The sequence below is a fragment of the Nocardiopsis valliformis DSM 45023 genome, assembly GCF_000340985.1.
GTDB lineage: Bacteria > Actinomycetota > Actinomycetes > Streptosporangiales > Streptosporangiaceae > Nocardiopsis > Nocardiopsis exhalans.
Genome location: NZ_ANAZ01000019.1, coordinates 76,802 through 102,695 on the forward strand (window position 1 = coordinate 76,802; position 25,894 = coordinate 102,695).

At 69.0% G+C, this 25,894-nt stretch carries 26 protein-coding genes; 13 read left to right on the top strand and 13 right to left on the bottom strand.

What is annotated here, in order from left to right:
* The first annotated feature begins 108 nt into the window (after window positions 1-108).
* From D457_RS0119175 to D457_RS0119185, 3 genes are all read left to right on the top strand, one after another.
* Complete coding sequence (locus D457_RS0119175) at window positions 109-564, top strand: hypothetical protein (protein WP_017582291.1); 456 nt, start codon at window positions 109-111, stop codon at window positions 562-564.
* A 190-nt stretch (window positions 565-754) separates the two neighbouring features.
* Entirely contained in the window at window positions 755-2,656 is a 1,902-nt protein-coding gene (locus D457_RS0119180; RefSeq protein WP_039831544.1) for an NHL repeat-containing protein, read from the top strand.
* A gap of 514 nt (window positions 2,657-3,170) precedes the next feature.
* Window positions 3,171-4,154: a TerC/Alx family metal homeostasis membrane protein gene (locus D457_RS0119185; RefSeq protein ID WP_017582293.1), complete on the top strand. Its 984-nt coding sequence runs from the start codon at window positions 3,171-3,173 to the stop codon at window positions 4,152-4,154.
* A gap of 140 nt (window positions 4,155-4,294) precedes the next feature.
* On the opposite strand, the gene D457_RS0119190 is transcribed toward D457_RS0119185, so the two are convergent.
* The 3 genes from D457_RS0119190 to D457_RS0119200 form a co-directional block, all read right to left on the bottom strand.
* Window positions 4,295-5,404 carry a class I SAM-dependent methyltransferase gene (locus D457_RS0119190; protein ID WP_017582294.1) on the bottom strand — a complete coding sequence of 370 codons (1,110 nt, stop codon included), beginning with the start codon at window positions 5,402-5,404 and terminating at the stop codon, window positions 4,295-4,297.
* Window positions 5,401-5,964: an OsmC family protein gene (locus tag D457_RS34175; protein WP_017582295.1), complete on the bottom strand. Its 564-nt coding sequence runs from the start codon at window positions 5,962-5,964 to the stop codon at window positions 5,401-5,403. Before D457_RS34175 ends, D457_RS0119190 begins: the two co-directional genes overlap by 4 nt.
* Window positions 5,965-6,027: 63 nt before the next feature.
* Window positions 6,028-7,716, bottom strand: coding sequence for a LuxR family transcriptional regulator (locus D457_RS0119200; protein ID WP_086002212.1), 1,689 nt, complete (start codon window positions 7,714-7,716; stop codon window positions 6,028-6,030).
* 352 nt (window positions 7,717-8,068) lie between these two features.
* Here D457_RS0119200 and D457_RS0119205 point away from each other — a divergent pair, with 352 nt between their 5' ends.
* From D457_RS0119205 to D457_RS0119220, 4 genes are all read left to right on the top strand, one after another.
* Entirely contained in the window at window positions 8,069-8,320 is a 252-nt protein-coding gene (locus D457_RS0119205) for a metal-sensitive transcriptional regulator (protein ID WP_017582297.1), read from the top strand.
* A 229-nt stretch (window positions 8,321-8,549) separates the two neighbouring features.
* A complete protein-coding gene (locus D457_RS0119210; protein ID WP_017582298.1) occupies window positions 8,550-9,122 on the top strand; it encodes a rhodanese-like domain-containing protein in 573 nt (190 codons plus the stop codon).
* An 86-nt stretch (window positions 9,123-9,208) separates the two neighbouring features.
* Window positions 9,209-10,627, top strand: a complete 1,419-nt coding sequence (locus tag D457_RS0119215; RefSeq protein ID WP_017582299.1) for an MBL fold metallo-hydrolase — start codon at window positions 9,209-9,211, stop codon at window positions 10,625-10,627.
* A 127-nt stretch (window positions 10,628-10,754) separates the two neighbouring features.
* Window positions 10,755-11,627 (top strand): sulfite exporter TauE/SafE family protein, encoded by an 873-nt coding sequence (locus D457_RS0119220; protein WP_017582300.1) that lies wholly within the window; start codon window positions 10,755-10,757, stop codon window positions 11,625-11,627.
* 5 nt (window positions 11,628-11,632) lie between these two features.
* Here D457_RS0119220 and D457_RS35835 read toward each other — a convergent pair whose 3' ends face one another.
* Entirely contained in the window at window positions 11,633-11,899 is a 267-nt protein-coding gene (locus D457_RS35835; RefSeq protein WP_152514288.1) for a hypothetical protein, read from the bottom strand.
* Between the two features lie 564 nt (window positions 11,900-12,463).
* Here D457_RS35835 and D457_RS0119225 point away from each other — a divergent pair.
* The 3 genes from D457_RS0119225 (at window position 12,464) to D457_RS0119235 (ending at window position 14,117) form a co-directional block, all read left to right on the top strand.
* Complete coding sequence (locus D457_RS0119225) at window positions 12,464-12,979, top strand: lytic polysaccharide monooxygenase auxiliary activity family 9 protein (RefSeq protein WP_017582301.1); 516 nt, start codon at window positions 12,464-12,466, stop codon at window positions 12,977-12,979.
* A gap of 93 nt (window positions 12,980-13,072) precedes the next feature.
* A complete protein-coding gene (locus D457_RS0119230; protein WP_017582302.1) occupies window positions 13,073-13,636 on the top strand; it encodes a maltokinase N-terminal cap-like domain-containing protein in 564 nt (187 codons plus the stop codon).
* Between the two features lie 121 nt (window positions 13,637-13,757).
* Window positions 13,758-14,117, top strand: a complete 360-nt coding sequence (locus tag D457_RS0119235; protein WP_026116805.1) for an MmcQ/YjbR family DNA-binding protein — start codon at window positions 13,758-13,760, stop codon at window positions 14,115-14,117.
* An 80-nt stretch (window positions 14,118-14,197) separates the two neighbouring features.
* Here the strand turns inward: D457_RS0119235 and D457_RS0119240 are convergent, their stop codons facing one another.
* Window positions 14,198-14,881 carry a hypothetical protein gene (locus D457_RS0119240; protein WP_017582304.1) on the bottom strand — a complete coding sequence of 228 codons (684 nt, stop codon included), beginning with the start codon at window positions 14,879-14,881 and terminating at the stop codon, window positions 14,198-14,200.
* Between the two features lie 347 nt (window positions 14,882-15,228).
* On the opposite strand from D457_RS0119240, the gene D457_RS0119245 reads away from it, so the two are divergent.
* Together D457_RS0119245 and D457_RS32940 are read left to right on the top strand one after the other, a co-directional pair.
* Window positions 15,229-15,792 carry a hypothetical protein gene (locus D457_RS0119245; protein WP_239646158.1) on the top strand — a complete coding sequence of 188 codons (564 nt, stop codon included), beginning with the start codon at window positions 15,229-15,231 and terminating at the stop codon, window positions 15,790-15,792.
* Window positions 15,793-15,927: 135 nt separating this feature from the next.
* Window positions 15,928-16,512 carry a hypothetical protein gene (locus D457_RS32940; protein WP_017582306.1) on the top strand — a complete coding sequence of 195 codons (585 nt, stop codon included), beginning with the start codon at window positions 15,928-15,930 and terminating at the stop codon, window positions 16,510-16,512.
* A gap of 36 nt (window positions 16,513-16,548) precedes the next feature.
* On the opposite strand, the gene D457_RS0119255 is transcribed toward D457_RS32940, so the two are convergent.
* Window positions 16,549-16,983, bottom strand: coding sequence for a hypothetical protein (locus D457_RS0119255; RefSeq protein WP_017582307.1), 435 nt, complete (start codon window positions 16,981-16,983; stop codon window positions 16,549-16,551).
* 342 nt (window positions 16,984-17,325) lie between these two features.
* On the opposite strand from D457_RS0119255, the gene D457_RS0119260 reads away from it, so the two are divergent.
* Entirely contained in the window at window positions 17,326-18,015 is a 690-nt protein-coding gene (locus tag D457_RS0119260) for a glycoside hydrolase family 11 protein (protein ID WP_017582308.1), read from the top strand.
* Between the two features lie 121 nt (window positions 18,016-18,136).
* Here the strand turns inward: D457_RS0119260 and D457_RS0119265 are convergent, their stop codons facing one another.
* The 7 genes from D457_RS0119265 to D457_RS0119295 form a co-directional block, all read right to left on the bottom strand.
* Complete coding sequence (locus D457_RS0119265; protein WP_017582309.1) at window positions 18,137-19,192, bottom strand: aminoglycoside phosphotransferase family protein; 1,056 nt, start codon at window positions 19,190-19,192, stop codon at window positions 18,137-18,139.
* Window positions 19,192-19,950, bottom strand: coding sequence for a class I SAM-dependent methyltransferase (locus D457_RS0119270; RefSeq protein ID WP_017582310.1), 759 nt, complete (start codon window positions 19,948-19,950; stop codon window positions 19,192-19,194). The genes D457_RS0119265 and D457_RS0119270 overlap by 1 nt, the downstream gene beginning before the upstream one ends.
* A 194-nt stretch (window positions 19,951-20,144) precedes the next feature.
* Window positions 20,145-21,488, bottom strand: a complete 1,344-nt coding sequence (locus D457_RS0119275) for an MFS transporter (RefSeq protein ID WP_017582311.1) — start codon at window positions 21,486-21,488, stop codon at window positions 20,145-20,147.
* A 178-nt stretch (window positions 21,489-21,666) separates the two neighbouring features.
* The gene (locus D457_RS0119280; RefSeq protein WP_017582312.1) at window positions 21,667-22,995 is read right to left on the bottom strand and encodes a glycoside hydrolase family 6 protein; all 1,329 of its coding nucleotides are present in this window, start codon (window positions 22,993-22,995) and stop codon (window positions 21,667-21,669) included.
* Between the two features lie 232 nt (window positions 22,996-23,227).
* Window positions 23,228-23,560, bottom strand: a complete 333-nt coding sequence (locus tag D457_RS0119285) for a hypothetical protein (protein ID WP_017582313.1) — start codon at window positions 23,558-23,560, stop codon at window positions 23,228-23,230.
* Window positions 23,561-23,809: 249 nt separating this feature from the next.
* Window positions 23,810-24,472, bottom strand: a complete 663-nt coding sequence (locus D457_RS0119290) for a response regulator (RefSeq protein WP_017582314.1) — start codon at window positions 24,470-24,472, stop codon at window positions 23,810-23,812.
* Entirely contained in the window at window positions 24,454-25,821 is a 1,368-nt protein-coding gene (locus D457_RS0119295) for a sensor histidine kinase (RefSeq protein WP_017582315.1), read from the bottom strand. Before D457_RS0119295 ends, D457_RS0119290 begins: the two co-directional genes overlap by 19 nt.
* Window positions 25,822-25,894 lie beyond the last annotated feature (73 nt).

Genomic DNA, 25,894 nt, shown 5'->3' on the forward strand with positions numbered 1-25,894 from the left:
CGGAATCAGGGCTGTCATGGACGGCCGCTCCTCGTGAGCCGTTGAAGAGCAAGAAACCATCAGCCACATCCGGCCCTGCCGGGCCGACTGCCGACTTACGGAGAATCCATGTCCTTCAAGAACATCTTCGACAACGGCGAAAACGAAGCCGGATCCGCGGAAGAATCGGCCCGCGCCGTGTATGAAAAGATCCCGGGGGCGCGGCCCGAACGGGAGGGGATCGACCCGGAGCTCGTCGAGGGGATCCCCGAGGTCGAGCGCGACCCCAAGATCATCCGCGAGACGTCGCCTGAAGCGCTCAACGTCATGGGCAGCTTCATCTCCCCGATGTTCAGGAACACCCAGACCGCCGCCGCCGAGCAGCGCGGGACCAGTGAAGACCCCGAATCAACCACCTCGATGGCGTCCTCGGCTAAGGATGAGGCATTCAAGAGGGTGGAGGTGGAGATCAGGGACGAAGACCGCCCCGAGATCAGCGATGAGGAGCGGGCGAACCTGAAAAAGGCCAACCAGAAGTCAACCGGGAACCTCAGGAGGACTGACGACGGTTTCACCGAGGGGTGAAGGCGGTTCCGCGGCCTGTTCCGCGGACCGGATGTGCGCCCGCAGGTTCCTTTCCCCTCATGGGCCCGGACCCGAGAAAACAGGACCGTCGGGTTTCTTGGCGATGCGGAATGTCTGGTCGGGTTGGGGCGGAACCGTTCCACGGAACAAAAAGATGGTTGATTTTCACCCTTCAAGGAGGTCGATGTTCATGGCTGGAGCCATCAAGAACAACGTGAGCACTGCTTATCTCGGCGAGCGGTTCATGCGGCACCCGCTGACCGGGAGGAACCTGAAGGAACTCGAAATCGCCGAAAAGGCGCCGGGTATCCTGGAGCGGAACAGGGAAAGGCTGAAGGCGAAGGCCGAGAGGAAAGCACCCGACGGTTCGGACCGGTTCGTGCATCCCACCGGGTTCTCCTTGAACAGGGGGAGGTTCGAAGAATACCCCCATGAAGAGGAAACGGCTCACCAGCTCGGCTGGCGGGCCTACATGACGGTGGGCGTTCCGCTCGTCGAAGAACGAAACGACATCGTGCAGCCGCCGCCCGACGTGGTCTCCAAGCAGACCTACGTCAACCGAACGGACCCCAAGCCCACCACCTGGTCGCACACCGTGGAGTTCTCGGTCTCCAACACCATCAGCTGGTCGCTCCAGGGGCAGGTACAGCTCACCTTCGGGGCCAAGGCCATCGCTTCGCTGCAGCAGCAACTGCAGAAGAGCATGGCGCTGAACAACTCCCAGAAGACCACCCTGAAGAACAGCAAGGACAACCAGGGCGTCGACATGGAGTCCCAGTCGCAGTCGACCAGCACGACGACGGCCACCAGCAGCGCGACGGGAACCGGGGAACTGTCCGCCCAGCTCATGCTGGGTATCACCGGGTCCGTCAGCGGTTCGCTGACCACCGCGTTCAAGACCTCGTCAACGTTGAGCGGGGAGGTTGGCAGCCGGGTCGACGTCCTGGCCACGCAGCGGCGCCAGGTGCGCAGGTTCGACTACGAGTACCCGGTTTCCTTCGGCGGGGGAGTGGCTCTCTATTACCCCGAGCCGGTGGAGGTCGGGAAGACCCGGCCGGACGGACCAGCACCGAAGGAACCGGAGTACTCACAGGTGGTCCCGTGGGAGCTCGGGGAGTCCGGTGCTGCGGGCAAGGCCTTCGACCTGAACGACGAGGACAGGCCGTTCATGCAGAAGGGCGAAGCCGAACTGGTCTCCACGCTCGCCGGTGTGCACGAGGTCTTCGAGCTCGAGAAACTCCACTTCAAGCTGGAGGACCACCCGCTGCACGGAGAGGGTGCGGAGCGCAGGACCCCGAAGGCGGCCGCCGACGAGGTGCGCACCGGCCTGGGAACGGCCGACGGTCTGGCGTTGGACCCGGTGGCGCAGAAGGCCTACGTCACCGACCGGCACAACGGCGGAAAACTGTACAAGGTGGACCTCGCCAGCGGCGAAACGGACTGGGTCCTGGACAAGCTCGGCGAAGCCAACGACGTGGCGCTGGACCTGCCCGGGGACAGGGCCTACGTCGCCGACTACAGCGGTCAGCGAGTGTTCACGGTGGACCTGTCCGACCACACCGCCCCTCCGGTCAGGGTCGCCGAGGGCATCCGCGTGTACGGCCTCGCGCTGGATCTTCCTGGTAACAGGCTCTTCGCTTCCGACTACGCGCAGGGCAAGCTGGTCGAGTTCGATCTGAGCGGCGGATCGGCCGAGCGCAAGCGCACCTGGGACGTTCCCAGGGCCGCTGGGGTGGCGTTGAACGGCGGTCGGGCCTACGTCGGCCAGTACGACCTCGGCGGGTTGTACGAGATCGACCTGGGCGTGGAGGGAGGGGCTCCGCGGGAGGTGGCCAGCAATCTCGGACGGAGTGTGCGCGTGGCGCTGCACGGCGGATCCCTCGCCTACGTCTGCGACTCGGGTGGCAGGCTGCATGAGGTTGTGGTGGCCGAGGGCGAGGACAAGGGCCTTCGCCGTGTGGTCCTGGGTGGTCTGGGCCCGGTCTGCGGTCTCGCGTTGGACGGAGCCAACGGACGGATCTACGTCAGCGACCGGCACGGCAAACTGTCGCGGATCACCGGTGCGCTGCCCGACCACCCGGCTGAGCCCTAGGATCTGACTCCTCATCGGGTGAGGCGGATGTGACGCGCGGCATGGTCCGCCGCGCGTCCTCATCCGTGAACGCGCACCCGTGGTGCGGGCCCGGCCCGAAGGTGAAAGCGGGGTGCTCCTCGGTTCGAACCGGGCCAGGCGGCGCGGGTATGAGGCCGCCTTCCGGTGCGTCGGAGGGCGGCACGGCTACCTCAAACGTGTTTCTCCGGGGCCGGGGCCCCTGAGGTGAGGCCCTCGCTGGTCAGTTCGGCGGCCTTGTCGGACGGTGCCGACAGCTCGCGGGCGCGGCGTTCACACTCGCCCAGGGCGCGGAAGGCTGCTCCGTAGCGGCGCTGTTGCTCGGGTTCCGGTTTCGGGACGCGGGCGGCATGGGCAGAAGTCGAATGCCGGGCTCCAGCTGGCAGGATTGACCAGGTTGCCAGCGCATGTCACACAGGAGTACATCCCGCGCCTTCCCCGCTGCCCTGGGTGAGCCCGGCGGCTGCCCGTTCCCCACCCCAAGGAGTTCAGCCCCGTGAACGTCCCCCTGTGGCTGTGGGTCACGACTGTCCTCGTGATCGTCAGCCTCATCTGCGTCGACTTCGTGATCGTGGCACGCAATCCACGCAAGCCCTCGACCCGTGAAGCGGCCCTGTGGGTGAGCTTCTACGCGTTGTTGGCGGTGGCCTTCGGTGCGGCCCTGGCCTTCACTGCGGGGGCCGAACACAGCATCGCCTTCTACACCGGTTGGGTCGTCGAGTACTCGCTGAGCATCGACAACCTGTTCATCCTCATCCTGATCATCGGTTCCTTTCAGGTCCCGCCCGAACACCAGCAGCGGGTACTGCTCATCGGGATCGGCCTGGCCCTGTTCTTCCGTGCTCTGTTCATCGTGGCGGGCGCGGCGGCGGTGGAGGCCTACGTCGGGGTGTTCTACCTGTTCGGAGCGATCCTGCTGGTCACAGCGGTCAAGTTGCTGGTCTCGTCCGACCACGACGTGGCGCACGCCGAGTACAAGGAGAACGCGCTGGTGCGTACGGTCCGGCGGGTGCTGCCCACCACCGACCGCTACCACGGCGCCCGGCTGACCGTCCTGCTCGGTGGGCGGCGCCACCTGACCCCGATGCTGTTGGTGGTCATCGCCATCGGCATGGCCGACATCGTCTTCGCCCTGGACTCCATTCCGGCGATCTTCGGCATCACCCAGGAGCCGTACCTGGTCTTCACCGCCAACGCCTTCGCGCTGATGGGTCTGCGCCAGCTCTACTTCCTCATCGGTAGTCTGCTCACCCGCCTGGTGTACCTGAACAAGGGTTTGGCGCTGATTCTCTGCTACATCGGAGTGACCCTGATCCTGCACGCCATCGAGCACACCACGGACCTGCCGGTGAGTTCCCCGCCCGAGCTGGTCTCCCTGGGCGTCGTCGTGAGCCTGCTGATACTGGTCACCGTCGCTAGCCTCGTCGCCAGCCGCAACCACCGACAGAGCGAGTCCGTTTCCGACTCCGAAGCACGGTAGGTGTTCAGCCCGGGCGGTTGCGCGCGGTGAGGAGCCCGAGCTCGCCGAGGGGGAGCTGGCACCTGCGCGATGGGCACGGCCCGGGGCCGCCTGCTCCGGCAGGGGTCCCGGGCACCGGTCGCGGCGGTGCGCGCCCGGTCTCACCGCTTGGCGGCCAGGTAGTAGCTGTTGAGCGGGTCCTGGTCGAGGGTGGTGACCTCGACGTCCGTGAACCCCGCGTCGGCCAGCATCGTGCGGGCCAGCTGCTCGCCCCACACGGTGCCGAGGCCGTCGCCGCCCAGGGCCAGCGACACGGTCATGCAGTGCATGGTCGACACGGTGTAGAGGAACGGTCCGAGCGGGTGCTCCACGTTGTCGGCCACGTCGCTGCTGGCGTTGATGTCGACCATGAGGAAGCGTCCCCCCGGCCGCAGCGCCCGGTTGATGTTGTCGAGTACCCGCGCGGGGTGGGCCTGGTCGTGGACGGCGTCGAAGGCGGTGACCGCGTCGAAGGCCCCGGCAGCGTCGAGTTCGGCCACGTCGGCGAGCCGGAAGTCGGCGTTGGCGAGGCCGAGGCGGTCGGCTTCGGCCCGGCCCGCGGCGATGCCCTCTTCGGAGAAGTCGTAGCCGACGAAGCTGCTCCGGGGGAAGGCCTGGGCCATGAGGTTGACCGCGTGGCCGCTCCCGCAGCCGATGTCGGCGACATCGATCCCCTCCGCCAGCCGACCGGGCAACTCCGGGGCCAGCGGCAGGATCACCTCGATCAGGGCGTTGTCGAACACCGCCGCGCTCTCTTCGGCCATGAAGCGGTGGAAGTCGGCGAAAGCGGCGTAGTGGACACCCCCTCCGGTCTCGAACCGCTCGGTGATCTCGGCGCTGACGGTGCCGAGCAGCGGCAGGATCTGCATGGTCTTGGCCACGTTGGCCGCCCCTCCGGAGCGGGTGAGCGGCAGGTGGTGTTCGGCCGGCAGGTGGAAGGTGCCGGTGGCGGGGTCGTGGTCGACGACACCGCCGGTGGTCATCGCGCCGAGCCACTCGCGCACGTACCGTTCCCGCAGGCCGCAGGCCTCGGCGATCTGGCTGCTGGTCGAGGGCGACAGACCCGCCATGGTGTCGAACAGCCCGGTCCGGTGGCCGATGCCGGCCATCAGGGCGAGCGCCCCGTCGTTGAGGACCCCGACCATGCGCTCGGCGAACGCCTGGGCGCGGCCGGTGTCGGCGGTGGAAGCGGAGTGGCCGGGAGCGGAGTGGGCGGGCACTGTGGCGGTCATCGGTTCGGCTCCGTTCGGATCGAGGTGGGTCGGATGAGGGCCTGGGCGGTCGGTGAGGCCGCCACCGCGGCCCGGATCAGGGCCTGGAGTTGTTCGGGGGCGGCGTCGGCGTCGATGTCGAACCGCAGTGTCACCTCGCCGGGGCCGACCGGGACGCCTTCGACGCCGAGCGCTCCGCGCGCGTCCAGGGCGGTTGAGGCGTGGGCCTCGACGCGATCGAGCCGGATTCCCTCGGCCGTGGCGAGCTCGACCAGGGCGGCGCTCACGCAGGCCGCGGTGGCGGCGAGGAGCATCTCCGTGGGAGCCGGTCCGGTGTCGGAACCGGCGAGTGGTTCGGGCAGGTCGGTACGGAACGCGTGATGGGACCGGTCCTGCGGCCCGTCCAGACGCAAGGTGCCGCCGGCCCCCTCGGTCGCGAGCCCGTCCCGCCACCGCAGGTGCGTGCTCAGCTCGATCCGCAGGGGCTCGCCGTCCGCGTGCGCCCTCGTGAACAGGTCTGTCAGCACTTGTGCGTTCACGCCGTTCAGCGGTCGTGTCCCGGTGTGGGTCATCGTGATCATCCCCGTCTGTGGATTAGGGACGAGGATCCTCCGGGCCGGGCCCGGTCACATCCGTGAGCTCACCTATTTCGGCGCGAGCCCGTCACGGTGCCGCACGGCGACCCCCGCTGCCTCGGCGCGGTTGCGCAGGCCGAGTTTGGAGAGGATGTTGGCCACGTGGTGTTCGACGGTGCGGCGGCTGACGAAGAGCCGCCCGGCGATCTCGGGGTTCGACAAACCCTCGCCGAGGAGCCGGAGCACCTCGGTTTCGCGTCGGGTCAGACCGGCCAGGCCCGACCGCCCCCGCGCACGCGCGACGGTCGCTCCTCGCACCCGCAGCCAGTTCGCCGCGCGGTCGGCGTCGGGGACGGCCCCGAGAGCGGAGAAGACCGCGTAGGCCGAGCGGGCCTCGGCGGTGGCCTGGGCGTCTGCGACGGAGTCGAGGTGTTCGGCGAGGGCCATGCGGGTGCTGGCCGCGTCGAGGGGCAGGTCGAGTTCGACGAACCCGGCGAGGGCGGCCTCGAGCAGGTCGCGTGCGGCGTCGGAGTCGGCGGGCTCTCCGTCGCGTCCGGCGCTGAGGGCGATCCCGAGCAGGCGTTGGCCCCGGCAGCGCACGATGTCACAACCTGTCTGGGTCCCGAACTCGGTGATCTGGCGGCCGAGGTCGGCGGCGGTGTGCGGGTCCCCGGCGGCCAGACGGCACAATCCGAGAAGTTCTCGCAGCCGGGCGCCGGGGGCGGCTTGGGAGCCGAGTCGTTCGAGCCCGCGGGCGAGGGTGGTCTCGGCTCCGGCGGGGTCGCCGTCCAGGAGCTGGAGCCGTGCGGTGACCGCGGCCAGCGACGGCAGACCTTCGAAGCCGCGGATCACCCCGCGGGCCTCGTCCGCCCTGCCCTGGGTGATGCGCAGGTCGGCCAGGCATGCGGCGGCGTCGGCCCGGACCTTGGGCAGGCCGGGGGCGGCGAGCGCGACGGCGCACAGCAGTTCGGTCTCGGCCCGTTCCCAGTCGCCGGTGGCGGCGAGCACCTCGCCGTAATGGGTGCGGCAGCTCGTGTGCAGGTACGGGTTGCCGAAACGTTCGATGAAGTCGTCGAGGGCCCGCACCCAGTGCACCACCCGGGCGAAGTCGGCGCACGAACAACAGGCCCGCATCATCAGACAGCTCGTGAACACGACGGTGTCGGGCGAATCGGCCTCGCCCGCCACCGCGGCGGTCATCGCCTCGTCGAGCAGGGCGCATCCCTCGTCGGTGTTCCCGGCGTTGACCTGGGCCAGGCCGACGGCGGTCAGCGCCGAGACCTCCAGGTCGCCGTCGCCGTGGGCGACACCGACGGCATGGGCTCGGCGGCCGAGTTCGACGGCGCGTTCCGGGTCGGCCTCGAACACCGACTCGGCCAGGGCCACCCAGCCGTCGAGCAGTGGCAGCTGGGCCTGCGAGGCCAGACGGCCCGCCCGTCGGACCCAGCCCGCCGCCACGGTCTCGTTGCCGAGGTTGGCGCTGTGGACGAACGAGAGCTGGATGGCGGCCATGACCGCTTCCGGTGCTGCTCCCGCCCGACGGAACCCCTGGTAGGCCGTGGTCCAGTGGTGCAGGGCCTGGCGGATGTCGCCGGTCCACCACAGGGCCGAGCCGAGCCCGAAATGGGCTGCGGGCTCGGGGTCGGGGCCGGACCGGGATCCGAGAAACTCGGAGAGCGAACGGGCCGCCGCCGCCCAGTCGCCTTCGGCGAGCGCGGACATCCCCTCCTCGAAGAGCGACGAGGGCTGTGAGCTCATGAGCCGATGCTAACAGCCAGGTCACGCCAGTAACGGGGATTCTGGTGCGGTAGCCGGTGCGGGGGTCGGCCGTTGCGAGTGCGGGCTCCTCACCTACCCGTTCAGGACACCCGGGGCGTTCCCGATACGCGGGGAGGGGCCGGGGGGAGGAGGTCGGACATATGAGATCGGATGGTGTCTCTGGTCCCCTTCGTGGCCTCAGCTCTGGGGCGGAACTCTTCCGGGACTCTGAAGGACGGCACCCGGGGTCGGGTGGGCACCTCCGGTGCTGTGACACACGCGACTGGCGAAAGGGATACACCCGGGGGTATGTTGGGGGTGCGGGTCGAAAGGAGACCACATGAAGCCTGAAATGGTGGGCGACGCCATCACACGACTCAAGCGCGCTCAGGGGCAGCTCTCCGGGGTCATCTCGATGATGGAGGAGGGGGAGGACTGCGCCGCCGTCCTCCAGCAACTGGCCGCGGTCTCCCGCGCCCTGGACCGGGCCGGGTTCAAGATCGTCGCGAGCGGCATGCGGCACTGCAACGCCGCGCGTGAGAACGGCGAGGAGCCCGAGCTCACCGAGCAGGAGCTGGAGAAGCTCTTCCTGGCCCTGGCCTGAGTCCCGCGGGCGCAGACCGCTGCCCTCGGGGTAGGCGCCCGGGGCTGGCCTGTTCGCCGGCGGCTGGCCTGGTTTCAGGCTGACACCGACTTCTCACATTCAGATACTCCCCCCTGTATAGGCGGGGGTCGCCAAGCCTGGGCCCACCAGATTCGGGGTCCGAGTCCGTCCGCTGGATACCCCCCGGGGTGTCCAGTTCAGATCCGACACCACCCAAGGAAACCGACATATGAGTGACCACGTCATCGACGCACGCTCCGTGCGCCACCTCGTCGAAACCGACCCCGACACCCTGCTCGTCGACGTGCGCACCCCCGCCGAGTACGAGAGCTCCCACATCCCCGGCGCGATCAATCTGCCGCTGGGGCGCGTGGACGCCCACCTGGAGCGCATCGTCGCCGACGCCGGGGGCCGCCTCGTCCTGGTCTGCCAGTCCGGAAACAGGGCGGTGCAGTGCCAGGGCAAGCTGGCCGCCGCGGGTCTGGACGACACGGTCGTGATGGACGGCGGCATGAACGCCTGGCAGGGCCAGGGCGCGCCCGTCGAACGCGGCCGTAGACGCTGGGCGCTGGAGCGCCAGGTCCGGCTGGCAGCCGGAGGGCTCGTTCTGGTCTCCGTGCTCGTCTCCCTACTGTGGCCCCCGCTGGTCGCGGTCGCTGGTTTCGTGGGTGCGGGCCTGGTCTTCGCGGCCGTCACCGACACCTGCGCCATGGGCATGGCGCTGTCCCGGCTGCCCTACAACCAGCCGCGCAACGACCTCGACATCGAAGACTCGCTGGCGCGGATCGGTGCCCGCCGATGAGCGGCGCGGGTGGGGCCCTCCTCTGACTTCTGGATACTCCCCGGAGTATCGCAACAGTGCAGAAACCACCAGACAAGGAGCAGGACATGCTGCTGGAACGCCTCTATGACAACGACCTCGCCCAGGCGGGCTACTTCATCGGCTGTCAGGCCAGGGGAGAGGCCGTCGTGGTCGACGCCCGCCGCGACGTCGGCGACTACCTCGACCTGGCCGCCGAACACGGCATGCGGATCGTGGCCGTGACCGAGACCCACATCCACGCCGACTACCTCTCCGGAACCCGCGAACTCGCCGCGGCAACCGGAGCCGCGGTGTACGTCTCCGGCGAGGGCGGCCAGGACTGGCAGTACGGCTTCGACGCCGAACGGCTCCTGGACGGCGACACCATCACCATCGGTAACATCACTCTCCAGTCGCGCCACACCCCGGGACACACCCCCGAACACCTGTCGTTCCTGGTCACCGACGGGGCGTTCAGCCAGGACCCGGGCTACCTGATCTCCGGGGACTTCGTCTTCGCCGGAGACCTGGGCCGCCCCGACCTGCTTGACGAGGCCGCCGGGGGCGTCGACACCCGGTTCGAGGGCGCGCACCAGCTCTTCACCAGCCTGCGCGAGGTCTTCCTGACACTGCCCGACCACGTCCAGGTCCTGCCCGGGCACGGTGCGGGCAGCGCCTGCGGCAAGGCGCTCGGCGCGCTCCCGGCCACCACGGTCGGGTACGAGCGGCTCAACGCCTGGTGGGGGCCCCACCTGCGGAACGACGACAGGGAGGGCTTCGTCCGGGAACTGCTCGACGGGCAGCCCGACGCCCACGCCTACTTCGCGCGGATGAAACGTCAGAACAAGGAGGGCCCGCGAGTCCTGGGTCCGACGGCTCCGCCGCCCGAGCTCTCCGTGGCAGGGATCGGCCGCTCCCTGGAGCAGGACCAGATCGTGTTCGTGGACACCCGGCCCCACACCGAGGTGCACCGGGGAACCGTGGCCGGTGCGCTCAACGTCCCCGGTCCGGCCAAGGCGGCCACCTTCGGCGCGTGGGCCCTCGACCCCGAGACCGAGACCAGGCCGCTGGTGCTGTTCACCCCCGACGGGGACACGGCCCGGCGGGTGCGCGACCACCTGCTGCGGGTCGGCATCGACCATGTGATCGGGTACACCACCAGCGCGGAAGGGCTGCCGACCACCGTGCCGCGGCGCATCACCCCGGAGCAGATGCCCGAATCCGGTGCCTCGCTGGTGCTGGACGTCCGTAACAAGGGCGAACACGCCGAAGGGCACATCCCCGGCTCCCGGCAGCTCAGCGCGGGCCGGGTGCTGTGGAACCTCGACGTCCTGCCCGCCGACGGCACCATCGTCAGCTACTGCCAGTCGGGCGCCCGCAGCTCCGTGGCTGCCTCGGCCCTGCGCCGCGCCGGATACGACGTCGCCGAACTCGACCGCGGTTACCCGGCCTGGGCGGACCAGGCAACGAACCGGCGCGCCCCCGCACGGAGGGCCGTCCGCTGAGCAGGCGCGGGGGCGGTGTCCGCCGGGTCGGGCACCGCCCCCGCAGCCGCCGGGCGCCGCCCCGGTCCCGCCCTTCCTGTCACATCGACCCTCGTCCGCGTTGGCGAGCCATGGAAGCAGAGTCAACATGGAGTTTCAGATCGTCCTCGTTCTTGGCCTCGCGGTGGTGGTGGGTCTCGCGCTCGGGCTGCTCGGGGGCGGCGGTTCCATCCTGATGGTCCCGCTCCTCACCTACGTCGCCGGTATGGAACCGAAGGAAGCCATAGCCGCGTCCCTGTTCGTCGTGGGCGTCACCTCCCTGGTCAGCGTGTTCACGCACGCACGCGGGGGAAACGTACGCTGGCGCACCGGGCTGGTCTTCGGGGCGGCGGGCATGGCGGGTGCGTTCCTCGGCGGTGTGGCGGGCGGATACCTTCCCGGCGCCGTGTTGATGATCGCCTTCGCCCTGATGATGGTCGCCACCGCCGCGGCCATGCTCCGGGGCGGGAGGAAGGCACCCCCGGCAGGTGGGGAAACCGAAACGCTTCCCCTGCGCCGTGTCGTCCTCGACGGCCTGGCGGTCGGGGCGGTCACCGGCCTGGTCGGAGCTGGCGGCGGCTTCCTCGTCGTGCCCGCCCTGATGCTGCTCGGCGGCCTGGCCATGCCGGCCGCCGTGGGCACCTCCCTGCTGGTGATCATGATGAAGTCCTTCGCCGGGCTTGGCGGGTACCTGACGACCGTCAGCGTGGACTGGGCCCTGGTGTCCGCGGTCACCGCTCTCGCGGTCGTGGGCTCGCTGGTCGGGTCGCTGCTGACCTCGCGAGTGCCCGAAGCCGCCCTACGCAAGGTCTTCGGGATCTTCGTGCTGTTCATGGGCCTGTTCGTCCTAGCCCAGGAACTCCCCGCCCCCTACGGTCTGCTGCCCCCCGTGCTGGTGGCACTCGTGGCCGCCCTGGTGCTGGGTTGCCGCCTGATCGGTGAGTACTGTCCGCTGTTTCCGCTCCTGCGACCGCGGACATGACACGCTCACTCCTTTGCGGCGGCGCGTGCTCCTCCGCGTGGACCCTTTCCTGCAAGGAGGGCAGCGGAAATCGCCTCCGCCAGGACGGTCGCGACCGCGCATCCAACGATCGAGAGGTTGACCGGGGCGAAATCAACACCGAACGTATCCACGATGTCCGGCAGCGCTGGTAGGCGGGCGGTGAACGAAAGCACCGAAATCGCAGTCAGGAAGACAAAGAGCGCACGGCCCGGTGGGGCTGTTGGCGTCTGTGAAGCGGTGGGCCCGGGCATGCGGATTTCCTGTCCGTGTTCACCGGTCCGGTGCCGGGGTGCGGAGGGCCCTGTGCGCGGTCCTGGTTTTCCCGTGCCCGCTGATGCACTGGTCAGTGGCTGTGGAGCACCTCCGGTAAGGGAAGGAAGATCTGTCCGCGGCGACAGTTTTTACTGTCGGCCGGGATACTCGCCGGAGGGAACTCGGAAATCCTCTCGGTAGACCAGTCGAGGATCTGGTAAGAGTCTTTCCAGTTTGGGGGATTGCGATCCCGAGTGCCCGACAGTACCAGTGCGGAAACGGCTCCTTGTGATTCGCAGAACCGTGTTAAAGGTACTCGATCCCAAAGCGAAAACAGGCCTTGACGAGATAATTAGCGGCTGCCTAATCTGCTCGACAACAGGTCCAGAAAATTCCGGGACAGCTCGGAATTCCTGAGAGCACCTCCCTTCGCGAACGCCGGGAAGAGTTCGAGCCCCGTGGCCGCGAATCGAGCCGTCCTGGGCTGGAGAACGGCCCCGGTCCCCCCGCTACGGCCTCCGGCCCGCCCCGGAGGCCTGTGACCCTCGAGAAGGACGAAGCCCATGAAGAACCGCAAGCTCCGCGCCCCCACCGCGGTCGCCGCCGCCACCGCACTCGTCTTCGCTCTCCTGCCGACCGGTGCGGCCAACGCGCACGGCTACATCGACACCCCCGCCAGCCGTCAGGCCCAGTGCGCCGCCGGAGTCGTCCAGTGCGGCGGAATCCGGTGGGAGCCGCAGAGCGTCGAGGGCCCCAAGGGCCTGATGAGCTGCTCGGGCGGCAACGCGCGTTTCGCCGAGCTGGACAACGACAACTACGGCTGGCAGGTCGCCAACGTCGGCACCAACGCTACCTTCAGCTGGACGATCACCGCCGCCCACTCCACCGCCACGTGGGAGTACTTCATCAACGGCCAACTCGTCGACAGCTTCAACGACGGCGGCGCACGCCCGCCGTGGAACTTCTCCCACAACGTCGACCTGTCCGGCTACAGCGGCCACCAGACCGTCCTGGCCCGTTGGAACGTGGCCGACACCGCCAACGCCTTCTACGTCTGCGTCGACGTCAACATCGTCTGACCCCGTTCCCCGGCCCGACCACCCCTCGGGCCGGGCCCGGTCCACCGGTGCCCGAACGCGCCTTCCCCGGCCCCGGGGTGGATACTGGCGCCCATGGCGATTATCCACAAGGCCACTCTCACACCGAAAAAACCGGATCTGATCAGCGCGTGGCTGGACAGCCAGTCATGGGCGGGGCAGGGGAGTACCGACGTGCTCGGCACCTACAGGTTCGATGACCCCGCAGGTGAGGTCGGGGTGGAGGTGTTCCTGCTCCGGCACGCGGGGCAGCTCCTCCACCTGCCGCTGACCTACCGGGGCGCACCCCTGCCCGACCACGGTGATCACCTCGTGGGAACCCTGGAGCATTCCGTCCTGGGCACGCGCTGGGTCTACGACGGGTCCGCGGACGAGGTGGCGCTGACCTGCTTCCGGCAGGCGCTCGAGGGCGAGCAGGAACAGGCGGAGCTGGAGGTCTGGGACGAGGGCCGCGTCGTGGAGCACCGTCCGCAGCAGGTGCTGATCTTTCGGGAAACCGGGGGTGAGAGCGAAGGCTCCGGAGCCGCCGGAGAGGAACAGGTCCTGCTCACGCGTGTTCTGGGGGAGGAGCCCGAGGGGACATGGAGGCTGCTGGCGCGGTACGGCGACCAACAGTGGGTCGTGGCGGCGCTGGCGTAGCCCATCACTTCTCCTGATTTCCTGAGGTTTTCCGCGCCCGTAGTGCGACCCCTGAGGCCGACAGGGTCGAGGTCCGCATGTCGGTGGGATGTGGTTGTCTCATCCCATGGGTGCGGAAATCATGGGTGTTGAGATCGAGCGGTTCCTACGGTTGGCGCGTGCGCTGCCGCAGTGCGAGGCCAAGGATTCGGAGCGGTACACGACCTTCCGCGTGGGCGGAAAGCCCTTCGGGTACCTGTGGCCGCGTACTGCCACGGTGGGGCTCAAGCAGACCCTGCTGGAGCAGACCGCACTGGTCGCCGAACGGCCCGAGGTGTTCGAGGTGCAGTTCACCGCGGGCGGGTTCGGCTGGGTTGTCGTCCACCTGGACGGGATCGAGCTGGACGAGCTCAGCGAGCTCACTCTGGAAGCCTGGTACCTGACGGCCCCCGAAGAGCTGACCGCTGCTCCTCCCACCCCGGAGTCTCTGGCCAGGGCCTGAGCGGTCGCTGTCTCTGTCCGCACCTGCGTAACTTGTGGCGCGTTTTCGTCTCGGGCGGTCAGCGACCCCCCGTTCACGGGTCACAGCCCCAGCTCGTGGTGGAGCTGAGCGATCTTCAGCGCCTCCTGCTGGACCGCCAGTAGAGATTGCAGGGCCTCGTCCTGCTGGGTGCCGCCGGAGGTTTCCGCCAACAGGTCATTGGCGATCCGCTCGTACTCCGCGGCTCGCTCCGCGTCCTCCAGGCGTTCCTGGGCCTGTCGGACCCGGGCGGCGTAGCCAGTGATCGCGTCGGTGCGGTTGGTCGCGGCCGAACGGATCTCCTCGATCGCCCGTGTGGCCCGTTCGTGCGCGGACAACGCCATCTCACCGTCGCCGCGGGGCTCGCCGACCGCGGTGAGATCGACCTCGGCCCGCGATGCCTTCCACAGGTCACAGGCGATCTGCCATTCCAGGTCACGGAGTACGACGCTGTTCCGCGTCGTGTCCAGCAGTTGACCGGAGCCGTGCAGGGGCGACGCCAGAACCGAGTCGACCGCTCTTTGGAGCGGGACCAGCGTGTCGCGATCGCGCTGTGTGAGCAGATCGGGGTCGACGTAGTCCCGGCCGTGGGCCTGCCCGCGCTGAGCCTCGTGCTTGAGGAAGCGGCGTTCCTTCATTTCCAGGGGGACGTAGATCGCCAGGGAGCCCAGCAACACGACCACGGCCACGAGGATGAACGCGGTGCCCAGTCCCGGTCCGGCGGCGATTCCGAGGCCGACGCACACCAGACTTCCGATGGTCAGAAAGCCGGTGCTCTGAGCAATCTGATCCCTGGCCTCTTCGGCAGCGGGACTCAGAGGCTGCGCTGTGGACGGCGCCTCGGCGCCGGGTCGTGTGCTGTGTCGCGGGGACAGTGGGGGACTCCTGGTGACGTGCCGGGTCGAGCTGGCTGCCGGACACGTTCATGCTGCCACAGAGCCACCATGGCCATGGACCCCGGCCGTGTAGAGGCTTCCAGCGGTCAACCTGAATTTGTTAACAGTGTTGGCGTTGTTAACAGCATGTGATGTATGTTGTGTGTGCACGGCCTGGAGGTGTTCGATCCCTCCCCCTACACACACCGGAGATCACCATGACCACGCCCCAGCAGCCTCCCTTCGGTCCGCCCATGCCTCCGGGGGCTCCGGTTCCGCCGAAGCAGGGCATGTCCACCGGCAAGAAGATCGGTGCCGGCTGCGGCGGGTGCCTCGGCCTCCTGCTGATCCTGTTCATATTCGCCGGATGCCTCTCCGTCCTCAGTAGCGACACCTCCTCGGGGCAGGGCGGCGACGCCGCGGTCCGTGAAGAGTCCACGGAGCCCGAGGAGGACGCCTCCGAGCAGACGGAGGAGGCGTCCGAGGACGAGTCCCAGGAAGAGGAGGAGCCCGAGCCGGAACCTGAGCCGGAGGTGTCCGCCACGATCGGCAACGGCATCCATCAGGTCGGCAACGACATCGAGCCCGGCACCTACTCCACGGGCGGTCCGGACCCCGACGACCTCTTCCCGTTCTGCTACTACGCCCGGCTGTCCGGCCTGTCCGGGGAGCTCGACGACATCATCTCCAACAACAACATCGAGGGCCCCGGCACCGTGGTGGTCGCCGAGGGCGATGTCGCCCTGGAGCTCTCGGGCGGCTGCGAGTGGACCCTGCAGTAGTCGCCGTGGCGGGCGCTGGACGGCGCCTGCCACGCTTCGCTGTTTGGATTCGCGTTGATCTTGTCAACGTACTGAATTCCGATGATCTGTTTCTTCGGGGCGGTTGTCGCCCCTTGACTTTCCTCAGGAACGAAGATGCGCACCTCGAAGATCCCCGCCGCCGTGGTACTCACGCTCGGGCTGGCCGCCTGCTCCTCGGGCTCCGAACCGGATGGGGCTTCGGACGACGTCGTGGGCATGGAGTACGTGCAGGAAGGAATGGCGGAGACGGAGGGGTACGCGAACGATCCCGACACCGCATACGAGTCCCTGGTCGTCGACCTCGACACCGAGCACGACTTCGGTGACGGCTTCACCATCCGGATCGACGGCGTCGAGCGACGCGTGGCCGAGGACGGCTTCAACGCCACCACCGGTGAGGAGGGAGACCTGCCCTACCTCGCGTGGACGGTGCACATCACCAACGGCACCGACCAGAACCTGCACACCGGTTCTGTGACGAGTTCCTGCTCGGTGGGAGACCCGCTCATGGAGTCCCAGGCGCCCGTCTACGGCAGCAGTGTCAACCCGCCGGACAGCCTGGCCCCGGGCCAGAGCGGCGCCTGGGAGGAAGACTGCTTCGCCGCGGAGGACGACGAGTACCTTCAGTGGACCATCCGGTTCTTCGACCAGGAGTCCGCGGAGCTCTACCCGGAGATCACCTTCGCGGGACAGGTGTGAGTACCGCGCGGCCGGGGCCGGTGGGTCGGTGATCGATCAGGGCTGCTCGAAGGCCGGGAGCTCCACCCCGGGGGCGCTCGTGTACTCCACTCCGCGTTCGGGCGGGATGGGCTCGCCCGAGGCCGCGTCGACACAGTGGGCGTTGAACATCTCCGCTTCGTCCACGGGTGTGATGGACCCTCCTCCCAGGCGCCAGCCGAGGACCCGCTTGACCGGGATCGCGGTCCCGTCGGGCAGGGTGTGGGAGAGGCGGTTGGTGAAGGTACGCACGATCACGGCGGCGGGGGCTTCGGCGGTCAGGGCGGTGTACAGCCGCTCCACCACCTCGGGGTGTTCGACATCGAAGCCCTCGCCTCGGCGATCGAGGGCAGTGGACATCGCGTGCCGGGTGTGCAGGGTGAGGATGTACCGGTCGCCGGGCAGGTCGCGCAGGAGCGCGCCGAGCAGGGCGCGGGCGTTCTGGGAGAGCATTTTTCCAGTATGTGCCGGTGAAAGCGGGTCAACCGGGTTATCCACAGGCTCGTTTTCGGGCGCTGACAGCTCGCGGTGTCCCCAGCTCCCGCTCATGCTCGGAATCGGCCGAAAACTTTCGGAAATCCTCGCCGGATCCGCAAGTATCTGGAACCGGGTTCCGGTGTAGTTGATGGTTTCGATCATCAAAACGCGTTGTGAGCTGGCAGAATGCTAATTTAACGAGTGTTAATCGTTCCGAAATTTTTCGGAAACTATTGACGACGGTGAACGTGAAGCAGATACTTCGTGGCACGGCGATCTGCCGACTTCCCGACGGCCCTCATCAGGAGGCAGCTGACCGTGAACGACACCCCCAGACCCCCGTTCAGCCGCAGGAACTTCATCAGCCTCACCGGGGCCGGAGCGCTGGCGGTGGCGGCGCCCTCGCTGCTGCTGCCCGGTACCGCGCACGCGCAGACCATCACCGAGAACCAGACCGGAACCCACGACGGCTACTTCTACTCCTTCTGGACCGACGGCGGCGGCTCGGTTTCCATGACTCTGGGCAACGGCGGAAACTACAGCACGTCCTGGACCAACACCGGAAACTTCGTCTGCGGCAAGGGATGGAGCAACGGGGGTCGCAGGAGCGTGAACTACTCCGGAAGCTTCAACCCGTCCGGCAACGGTTACCTGTGCCTGTACGGCTGGACCTCGAACCCACTCGTGGAGTACTACGTCGTCGACAACTTCGGGACCTACCGGCCCGAGGGGGAGTACCGGGGCACTGTGTACAGCGACGGCGGCACCTACGACCTCTACCGCACGATGCGCTACAACGCCCCGTCCGTGGAAGGTGACAGCGAGACGTTCCCGCAGTACTGGAGCGTCCGCCAGTCCACGCGCACCGGCGGGACCATCACCAGCGGAAACCACTTCGACGCCTGGACCGGTGCCGGGATGCAGTTGGGCTCCTTCAGCCACTACATGATCCTGGCGACCGAGGGCTACCAGAGCAGCGGTACCTCCAACCTCTACATGAACGGCTGAGCGGCGGCCGTCGCGCCGCATCGTGCCCGCCGGGGCCGCTGAGTGTGTGCGCTGTCAGCCCGGCCCCTGCCCGCCCGCCGCTCCCCCAGTGAGCCGGCGGGCGGCTTCGGGGCCGCCCCGGTCAGGGGGCGGCAGCCGGAACCCGTGCGCCCCCGTGGGAGGCCGTTTCCACGGACGCCGTCTGTCGCTGTTCGGCGTACAGGGCTAGCAGACCCGACCAGTTGTGCCGTGAACCCGACCGCTTGGCGTGCGTGGTGGGGGCCTGGCCGGTGGCCAGGTCCGCCAGGGTGGCCACGAGCAGGTACTCGGCGGCCTCCTCGGGCAGGCCCAGGGTGCGCAGCTGCCTGCGCCAGGTGTCCCAGGTGAGATCGTTCAGCCACCCCTGTCCGGAGAACGCCTCCAGGAACCTCTCCTGGGGATCGCGCAGCCGGGAGTCCGGTCCGGGGATGGCGCGGGCGTAGTGGTTCAGGAACACCAGCACCTCCGCCAGGGGCGGCCCCTGCGCTACATCACCCTCCCAGTCGACCACGCGCACGCGGCCCCGGTGCACGAAGCAGTTGCTGGGTGCCAGGTCCCCGTGCAGCGGACGTACCGGAATGGTGAGGGCGCCCAGGTCGGCGCCGGTACCGCTCACCCACCGGGTCAGCTCCTCGGCACCGGGCGCCTCACTCGGCAGGGCCTGTGCCAGGCGCTCCAGCACGACCTCCGGACCGATGATCACGGACTCCTCCGACACGGAGCCGTGAAACGTGTTCAACCACGTCAGGACCCTGGCATGGTCACGGGCGCTGAGGCGCCTGCTCTGCCGGAACCGTCGGCGCAACACCACATTGAGCGGGGTGCCGGGCAGGGCTGTCTGGGCCATGACCACAGCGTCTCCGCACTGGTGCACGCCCAGGGGCAGGGGAGCGAGCCCGGCCATGGCCGGATTCGCGGCGGCTCGGACCAGGGCGTCGTGTTCCTGGCGCAGCCGCGGCTGGTAATCGGGGTGGGTGTCGGCCTTGACCACCACCGCGGGGACGCGCCCGCGCGGTGCGAACAGGGCGTAGACCACACGGCCCTCCCACCGGCTGCCCAGGACCACCGCCGAGTGGGGCGGGGTCAGCGCGGCCGCCGCTTGGGGCGGGGCCGATTCCGGTAGTCCGGCACGGACGGCGTCGACGATCCTGTTCAGCATCAGAGCCCTCGCTCACGCTCGGCCGCGAACAGTATGTTCGGGAAGAACATCTGGTCGAGCGGGGTGCGCGGCAGGCGCGCCAACAGCGCCGCCATGCGTGCGTGGTGGTTCTTCTGCGGAGGGTAGACCGAGGTGAGGAACCAGGAGCGCGCACCGGCCCGATCGAGGGGCACGAGGAACCGGGGGTCGTGGAAACCGTGCCGGACCCCGTAGACCTGCGTGCGGGTGAAACCAGCGGCGGTCAGCAGACGTCGTCCGCTGCCGGGTGTTTGAGCCGCTTGCCGCCGGGGGAAACGGGCTCGGGAGTCGGCACCGAACAGCAGGGTGGCGCCCGGGGCCGTGACCCTTGCGAGCTCTGTCAGACGTTCGGGCCGCCACCATGCCGCGTTGACCGAGTTCAGCACGATGTGATCCACAGAAGCGTCCGCCAACGGCAGCGGCGCGTGCGGCGAGTCCAGGTAGATCTTGCCCTTGGCGGACTCGCCCGCCTTGGGTTCGGTGTACACCACGCTTAGCGGAACGGCGCCGCGTCGCTGCACCGAGCGGACGAGCGTTTGGTCATGTTTGAGGAACAGGACCGTCTGTCCTGCTTCCAGGTCCAGCAGGGGTACCAGACAGCGCGGCCCGAACATCTTGCCGGGCTTGGGCTTCTTGGCCTTGGGTTTCGGGTCGGCACCGGGCTTTGCCTCGGGCGCGGGTGGTGCGGCCTGTTCCGTGGGGGTAGAAGAGGTTGGTGTCAACTGGTCGGTGTCCGGCATCGTGCTCTCAGGCCTGGGTGGGGGACACCCCGAGGACCGCACTGTCGTGCGGTAGCCAGAACAGGGAGGGGCCCGCAGCTGGTGCAAGGGGTGCGAGGATCGATAAAAGTAGCATAAGTAAGCAATGTGAACTTTTGGTCTCCGAAGCCCTCTGTCGTTCCGCTTCCCGGGGGTGTAATGCTCCCGGACACGCCCTACCCCCGGGAGACCTCGGGCAGCCCGCCTCCGGCGACCACACCGACCAGGCCCAGCGCGGCGAGGAAGACCAGCGCCCACACCACGCCGAACACCGCCAACAGCGAACTGAGGCCGCCGACCACGAGCAGGATGAGTCCCATCGCCGAGTTCGACACCGCCACGTAGGTCGTGCGCAGGTCCCCTTCGGCCACGTCGACGACGTAGGTCTTGCGCCCCACCCGGATACCGGTGTGCGTCAGGGCCAGCAGGAAGTAGCAGCCGATGAACAGCGCCGACCCCCACACCGTCGTACCGGTGAAGCCCGGCAGGGAGACGACCAGCACCAGAACGAGGATGACGGCTGAGGCGACCGCGGCCCCGAACGTCATCAGCTTTCGACTCGACCTGTCGGCGAGCCGGCCGAACAGGCGGCCGCCCAACAACGCGGCGACCCCCGAAGCGAGGATGTAGCTGCCCAGGCCCGACAGGCCGGTGGTCCCCGACTGGGTGGCCAGGGTGATCACGAACGGCGGGCTCAGCGCCGAGACCAGGAGGAAACCGCGTACGGAGACGAATCGCCGGAAGGTACGGTCCTCGCGTAGCAGCCGGTAGGTCCGGACCAGCCAGTCGTGCCACCGCACCGGGGGATCGCCGGAGTCGGTGCCGCGCCCGTGCGCGGTTGGTTCGTCGGCCGGTTCCCGGATCCGGGCGTAGACCCAGGCCACCCCCACCCACAGGGCGGCGCCGCCGCCCAACAGCCAGGCGAGAGGCGCCGGGTCCAGGTCATCACCGCCGAACACCCGGATCCCCAGACCCAACGTGATGGCCACCAGCCCCGCCGCGGCCGTGGCCAGGCCGTTGACCTGGCCGCGTTCTCCGCTGGGCACGGTGCGGCCCTGCACGTCCTTGGAGGAGATTGAGCAAAGACAGCGGCCCAGTGAGAACACCGCCAGGGCGGCCACGATGACCACACCGGCCGAGAGCCCTTGGCCCAGCGCAGCCGCTCCCGCCATGACCGCCACCGAGCACGCCTGGACGAGTGAGCCGGTGACGAACACCCGCTTGCGGTACCGGGCCCGTAGGACCAGCGGTGTCAACAGCGCCTGCGGCAGCATCGAACCGGCCTCCCTGACGGGAACCAGCGCGCCCACCAGCGCCGCGGGCACGCCCAGGGCGTGGAAGAGCCATGGCAGGACGGTGGAGGCGTTGACCACCTGGTCCCCGGAGGACTGCAGGGTGTTGGCCCAGATCAGGCGCAGGCCGTTGCGCGGGAGGTCGCCGCGTACCCGGTCGGGCAGCTGCTCCTCCGACTCCCGGTCGCGTTCGACCAGAGCGGAGTAGATTCTCTCGGTCGGGTTCATGCTCTCAAGCTAGATGCCGGGGCCCTCTCGTCCGGGGCTCGCCGCACCGCCAGTCCCCGACTCGCCGCCGCACCCGTTACCAGGGCAGGCATGTTCGCGCACGGTGACGGTTCCGAGGTGACGGCGGGGGAGGCGGGGACCGCGCCCCCGCCCGCCGTCTGCCCCCGGCAGGCCGCTGTCAGGCCGCGGCACACTCCGTCTCGGGGACGCCGTTGCTGCCGGTGTGGGTACCCGTCAGACCGAAGCTGGTGCTCTCCCCGGCGCTGAGGGAGCCGTTCCAGCCCAGGTCGGTGGCGGTGACTCGCGCTCCGCTGCTGCTGATACCGGTGTTCCAGCCCTGGTCGACCCGCTGGCCGTCGGCATAAGTCCACGTCACGGCCCAACCCGTGAGGTCCGCGCCAGCGGTGACCGTCACCTCGGCCTGGAACCCGCTTCCCCAGTCGCTGACCAGACGGTACTCCGCTGTGCAGTCCTCACCGGAAGGGGGATCGGTCGGATCCGTGCCGGGGTCGGTGGGCTCCTCGCCCGGGTCGCCGGGACCGTTCGGGGGCCAGGGCGCGTCCACCGCCATGTCATAGGCAGCCTGGGGCACGAACTGCCCGGCGGGTGCGATACAGCCGTCGGCCTCGCCGGGGAGTTTGGTCCACAGGAAGGCGTCGATCGTCGGGTTTCCGGTGTCGGTGGTGCTGGGCTGGCCGATCATCCTGCCGGGCGGGTCGCACCACTCCTCGTCCGCCGCTGGACCGTTGCCGTTGCGGCTGGTGTCGATCACGGCCCCGAGCCCGGCCACTCCGGTGGCGGCGATGACGGCTTCGGCGTAGGCCACCTCGTCCTCGGTCCAGTTGTAGTTGGAGGTGTTGGTGGACACACCGTGGGCGCTGTTGGCGATGTCTGCGCCGTTGAGCAGGTCGGCGGCGGCCTGGGGCGAGAGCCAGGACGAGTGGCCGATGTCGAAGTACACCCGGGCCTCGGAGGAGCCCGCGATGAGTGCCTTGCCCGCGTGCGCCATCGACTCCAGGAGGTCGGAGGGGTCGCTGCATCCGCTCACCAGGGGCAGGGCGTCGGGTTCCAGGACGATGGTGGCGGGGCGGTCCTCCAGCCCGGCGGCGACCTCGTCCACCCAGGCGCGGTAGGAATCGTGGTCCGGGGCCCCGCCGTCGCTGTGGTTGCCGCAGTCACGGCCGGGGATGTTGTAGACCGCCAGGATGGGGATCTGTCCCTGGGCCTGTGCGGCGCCGACCAGGGCGTCCACCTCGGCACGGACTTCGTCCGGGTTGTAGTGGGTGAACCAGGTGGCCTGCGCGGTCGAGGCGATGCGCTCGCCGATCACTTCGGCTCGGGGGTCGTCCGGGTTCTCCTGGACCCAGACAGCCGCCGAGGTGTCGGGGTTGGCGTAGAACTCGGAGTCCTGAGCGGCCGCTGGCGGCAGGCCGAGCAGTGCGGCTCCTGCTACCAGAGCCGTGGCGGAGCCCAGGGCGGCTCCGATGGCTTTGCGTGTGCGGGACATAGCCTTCCTTCGGTGTGTTGCCTCCGTTGCGTTTCCCGTGCCACCCGGTGTCCTTCTGGGCCGGGTGCCCCTCCCGAAGACTGGGAGCGCTCCCACTCGCGGTCAGGTTACCGGGTGAAGCCCTCCGCGGCCAGGGGGTGACGGTTGATTTTCCGGTTGTTCTCGCCCCTGTCGCGGTCTGCGGCCCGTACGGAGACCGATCCCGGCCCGGTCTCCGTACGGGCCGACTCGGTCAGTGGGTGGGCGGATCTACGAGCTCGGTGACCCGGCGGGCGCTTTCCCGGGCCAGTCGTAGCGACTCGAGTGGGGAGGCGTCGGCCTCCGCCGCGGCCGCACTGCCCACGCCCTCTTCGCTCATGCTGGACCGCAGGTGGGTGAGGCGGTGCGCGGCCTCCGCGTCAGCGAGCCGCTCCTGTGCCGCCAGGACGTGTTGTGCGTGCCGGGTGATGGTCTCGATCTGGCCGATGGTGCGCTGCTGCTGTTCGACGAGTTCGGCGAGAGCCTGATCGGCGGCAGCCCGGCTCTGCGCCCCCGAGAGGGCGTCTGCTCGATCTTCGTTCGCCACACGGACTGTTCCCGCAGCTGTCGGGCGATACTCCATTCGACATCAGTCAGGACGACCCGGACACGGGTGGCGTCGTCGAGCAGTTCCCGTTCGTTCAGGGGAGAGCGCACGATCGTGTCCACCGACTGCTGGACTGTGACGAGCAGATCCCGTTCGGTCTCGGCCAGCTCCCTGGGAAGTACCTGCTCCTCCTCGACGAGTTAGCGTGCGGCGCGCCCTGGCCGCCTCCCCGGGCCGCTCGCGCAGCCGTTAGTCGGGTTGTTCCCTCAGGTAGGTCAGGACGGCCATGACGCGGCGGTCCACGTCGGTGCCGTCCGGGGGCAGGTCCAGTTTGGCGAGGATGTTGCCGATGTGCTTGCCCACGGTGGGTTCGGAGACCACCAGGTCCCGGGCGATCCGCGCGTTGGAGTGCCCCTCGGCGAGCAGGGCCAGGACCTCGCGTTCGCGTTCGGAGAGGCGTTCCAGCGGTGTGCTGCGCCGGCGGACGAGCTGGCGCACGACGGCCGGATCGATGACCGTTCCGCCGCCGTGAACGCGGCGCAGGGTGTCGGCGAAGTCAGCGACGTCCACCACGCGCTCCTTTAGGACGTATCCGATGCCGTGGCCGTTCTGGGAGTCGAGGAGCTCTGCCGCGTAGCTGGACTCCACGTACTGGCTGAGCGCCACCACGGGCAGGGCGGGCCGGGTCCGGCGCATCCGGACGGCGGCGCGCAGGCCTTCGTCGCTGAAGTCCGGGGGCATGCGGATGTCGGTGACCACGAGGTCGGGTTCGTGCTCCTCGACCGCCGCGACCAGGGCCTCGGCGTCGCCGACCGAGGCGGCGACCGCGAACCCGAAGCGTTGGAGGAGGCCGGCCAGACCTTCGCGCAGCAGGGCGCCGTCCTCGGCCAGTACTACCCGGATGGATGACAAGGGATCTCCGCTCGCAGCCGTGTGGGACCGCCGGGGGGACTGGACAGCCAGATCCGACCGCCCACGACGGCGACCCGGTCGGCCAGGCCGGTCAGCCCGGTGCCCCCGTCGGGGTCAGCGCCGCCCTGGCCGTCGTCGATGGTTTCGAGGACCAGCGTGTCACCGTCGAGGGAGGCGTTCAACCGGACCCCGGTGGCCCCGGCGTGTTTGGTGACGTTGCTGAGTGACTCGGCGGCCACGTAGTAGGCGGTGTTCTCCACGTGCACGGGCAGGCGCCGGGACAGGTCGACGCGGGTGCGCACCGGTACCGCGGAGCGGTCGGCCAGCTCCGGTAGGGCTGCGGGCAGCCCACGGTCGCTGAGCACTTTGGGGTGGATGCCGTGGACGATCTCGCGCAGGGAACCGATGATCTCCTTGGCCTGGGCGTGGACCGAGGTCAGGGTGCGTTCCATGTCGCTGCCGGGCGGGGCGTCCATGCGGGCCAGACCCACCTGCATGGCCAGGGAGATCAGTTGCTGTTGGGCACCGTCGTGCAGGTCGCGTTCGATGCGTCGGCGCTCGGTCTCGAAGGCGTCCACCAGCCGGGCGCGGGAACGGGTGACCTCCACCAGTTCCGAACGCAGCCCCTCGGTGCCGCGGTCGTCCAGCAGGAGGCGGGCCAGAGCGGCGTGCGCGTGGGCGGTGACGGCGACGGCGTAGGGGGCGGCCAAGAGGAGGACGAGCCCGGCGGCGACCAGGGGGAGCGTGCTCGCCGGGGTGTCGAACTCCCACGGGAAGAGGGCGACGGTCTCGCCGAACGCGGTGATCAGCGGGCTGGCGATCAGGAACAGGCCCATCAGCGCGAACAGGTACACCACGGTCCAGCTGACGGATCCGAAGACGACGACCAGTAGGAGCAGGTAGGCGAACTCCCGCCAGGTCGCGGCCTCGGTGTAGCGGATCCGGACCCAGCGCAGGGCGCCCTTGCCGGTGGGCCGGTGCCCGCTGCGCAGCCGGGGGTGCACCAGACGTATCCGCCACCGCTCCAGCCGGGCGACCGGGACCGCGACCAGGGGGCCGAAGGCCAGCAGCAGGGCCAGCCCCAGACCGAGCAGGACGGCCAGGAACCAGGTCGGGTGGTTCTGCCCCTGGGCCATCTCCTCCAGGGCCGTGCCCAGGAAGAGGAGGGGGAAGGTGATCGGCGAGATCAGCACGGCGAGCACGGTCCCGGTCAGCACGGTGGAGGCGAGGTAGCCCAGGCTCCGCCAGGGCCAGAGCGACCATAGGAAGCGCGGTCGCCGCAGCGCTTCCCAGGGTGTGCCCGGTGGTGTCTCCCGGTCTGCTGCCGGGGCGTTGGTCTCCTTGCTCACGCGCCCAAACTACGGGAGCGGGACGCCGCCGAAGAAGGCGGGACGCCCCACCTTCCGGCTACGGGTCTGCCCC

Excerpts from the sequence above, each read along its gene's own strand:
- D457_RS0119230 (WP_017582302.1), top strand. The coding sequence starts at position 13,073 with ATGGCGATTATCCACAAGGCCACTCTCACACCGAAAAAACCGGATCTG.
- D457_RS35835 (WP_152514288.1), bottom strand. The coding sequence starts at position 11,899 with ATGCCCGGGCCCACCGCTTCACAGACGCCAACAGCCCCACCGGGCCGT.
- D457_RS0119180 (WP_039831544.1), top strand. The coding sequence starts at position 755 with ATGGCTGGAGCCATCAAGAACAACGTGAGCACTGCTTATCTCGGCGAG.
- D457_RS34175 (WP_017582295.1), bottom strand. The coding sequence starts at position 5,964 with ATGATCACGATGACCCACACCGGGACACGACCGCTGAACGGCGTGAAC.
- D457_RS0119280 (WP_017582312.1), bottom strand. The coding sequence starts at position 22,995 with ATGTCCCGCACACGCAAAGCCATCGGAGCCGCCCTGGGCTCCGCCACG.
- D457_RS0119175 (WP_017582291.1), top strand. The coding sequence starts at position 109 with ATGTCCTTCAAGAACATCTTCGACAACGGCGAAAACGAAGCCGGATCC.
- D457_RS0119235 (WP_026116805.1), top strand. The coding sequence starts at position 13,758 with ATGGGTGTTGAGATCGAGCGGTTCCTACGGTTGGCGCGTGCGCTGCCG.
- D457_RS0119245 (WP_239646158.1), top strand. The coding sequence starts at position 15,229 with ATGACCACGCCCCAGCAGCCTCCCTTCGGTCCGCCCATGCCTCCGGGG.
- D457_RS0119270 (WP_017582310.1), bottom strand. The coding sequence starts at position 19,950 with ATGCCGGACACCGACCAGTTGACACCAACCTCTTCTACCCCCACGGAA.
- D457_RS0119220 (WP_017582300.1), top strand. The coding sequence starts at position 10,755 with ATGGAGTTTCAGATCGTCCTCGTTCTTGGCCTCGCGGTGGTGGTGGGT.
- D457_RS0119255 (WP_017582307.1), bottom strand. The coding sequence starts at position 16,983 with ATGCTCTCCCAGAACGCCCGCGCCCTGCTCGGCGCGCTCCTGCGCGAC.
- D457_RS0119215 (WP_017582299.1), top strand. The coding sequence starts at position 9,209 with ATGCTGCTGGAACGCCTCTATGACAACGACCTCGCCCAGGCGGGCTAC.
- D457_RS0119200 (WP_086002212.1), bottom strand. The coding sequence starts at position 7,716 with ATGAGCTCACAGCCCTCGTCGCTCTTCGAGGAGGGGATGTCCGCGCTC.
- D457_RS0119275 (WP_017582311.1), bottom strand. The coding sequence starts at position 21,488 with ATGAACCCGACCGAGAGAATCTACTCCGCTCTGGTCGAACGCGACCGG.
- D457_RS0119225 (WP_017582301.1), top strand. The coding sequence starts at position 12,464 with ATGAAGAACCGCAAGCTCCGCGCCCCCACCGCGGTCGCCGCCGCCACC.
- D457_RS0119210 (WP_017582298.1), top strand. The coding sequence starts at position 8,550 with ATGAGTGACCACGTCATCGACGCACGCTCCGTGCGCCACCTCGTCGAA.
- D457_RS32940 (WP_017582306.1), top strand. The coding sequence starts at position 15,928 with ATGCGCACCTCGAAGATCCCCGCCGCCGTGGTACTCACGCTCGGGCTG.
- D457_RS0119190 (WP_017582294.1), bottom strand. The coding sequence starts at position 5,404 with ATGACCGCCACAGTGCCCGCCCACTCCGCTCCCGGCCACTCCGCTTCC.
- D457_RS0119265 (WP_017582309.1), bottom strand. The coding sequence starts at position 19,192 with ATGCTGAACAGGATCGTCGACGCCGTCCGTGCCGGACTACCGGAATCG.
- D457_RS0119205 (WP_017582297.1), top strand. The coding sequence starts at position 8,069 with ATGGTGGGCGACGCCATCACACGACTCAAGCGCGCTCAGGGGCAGCTC.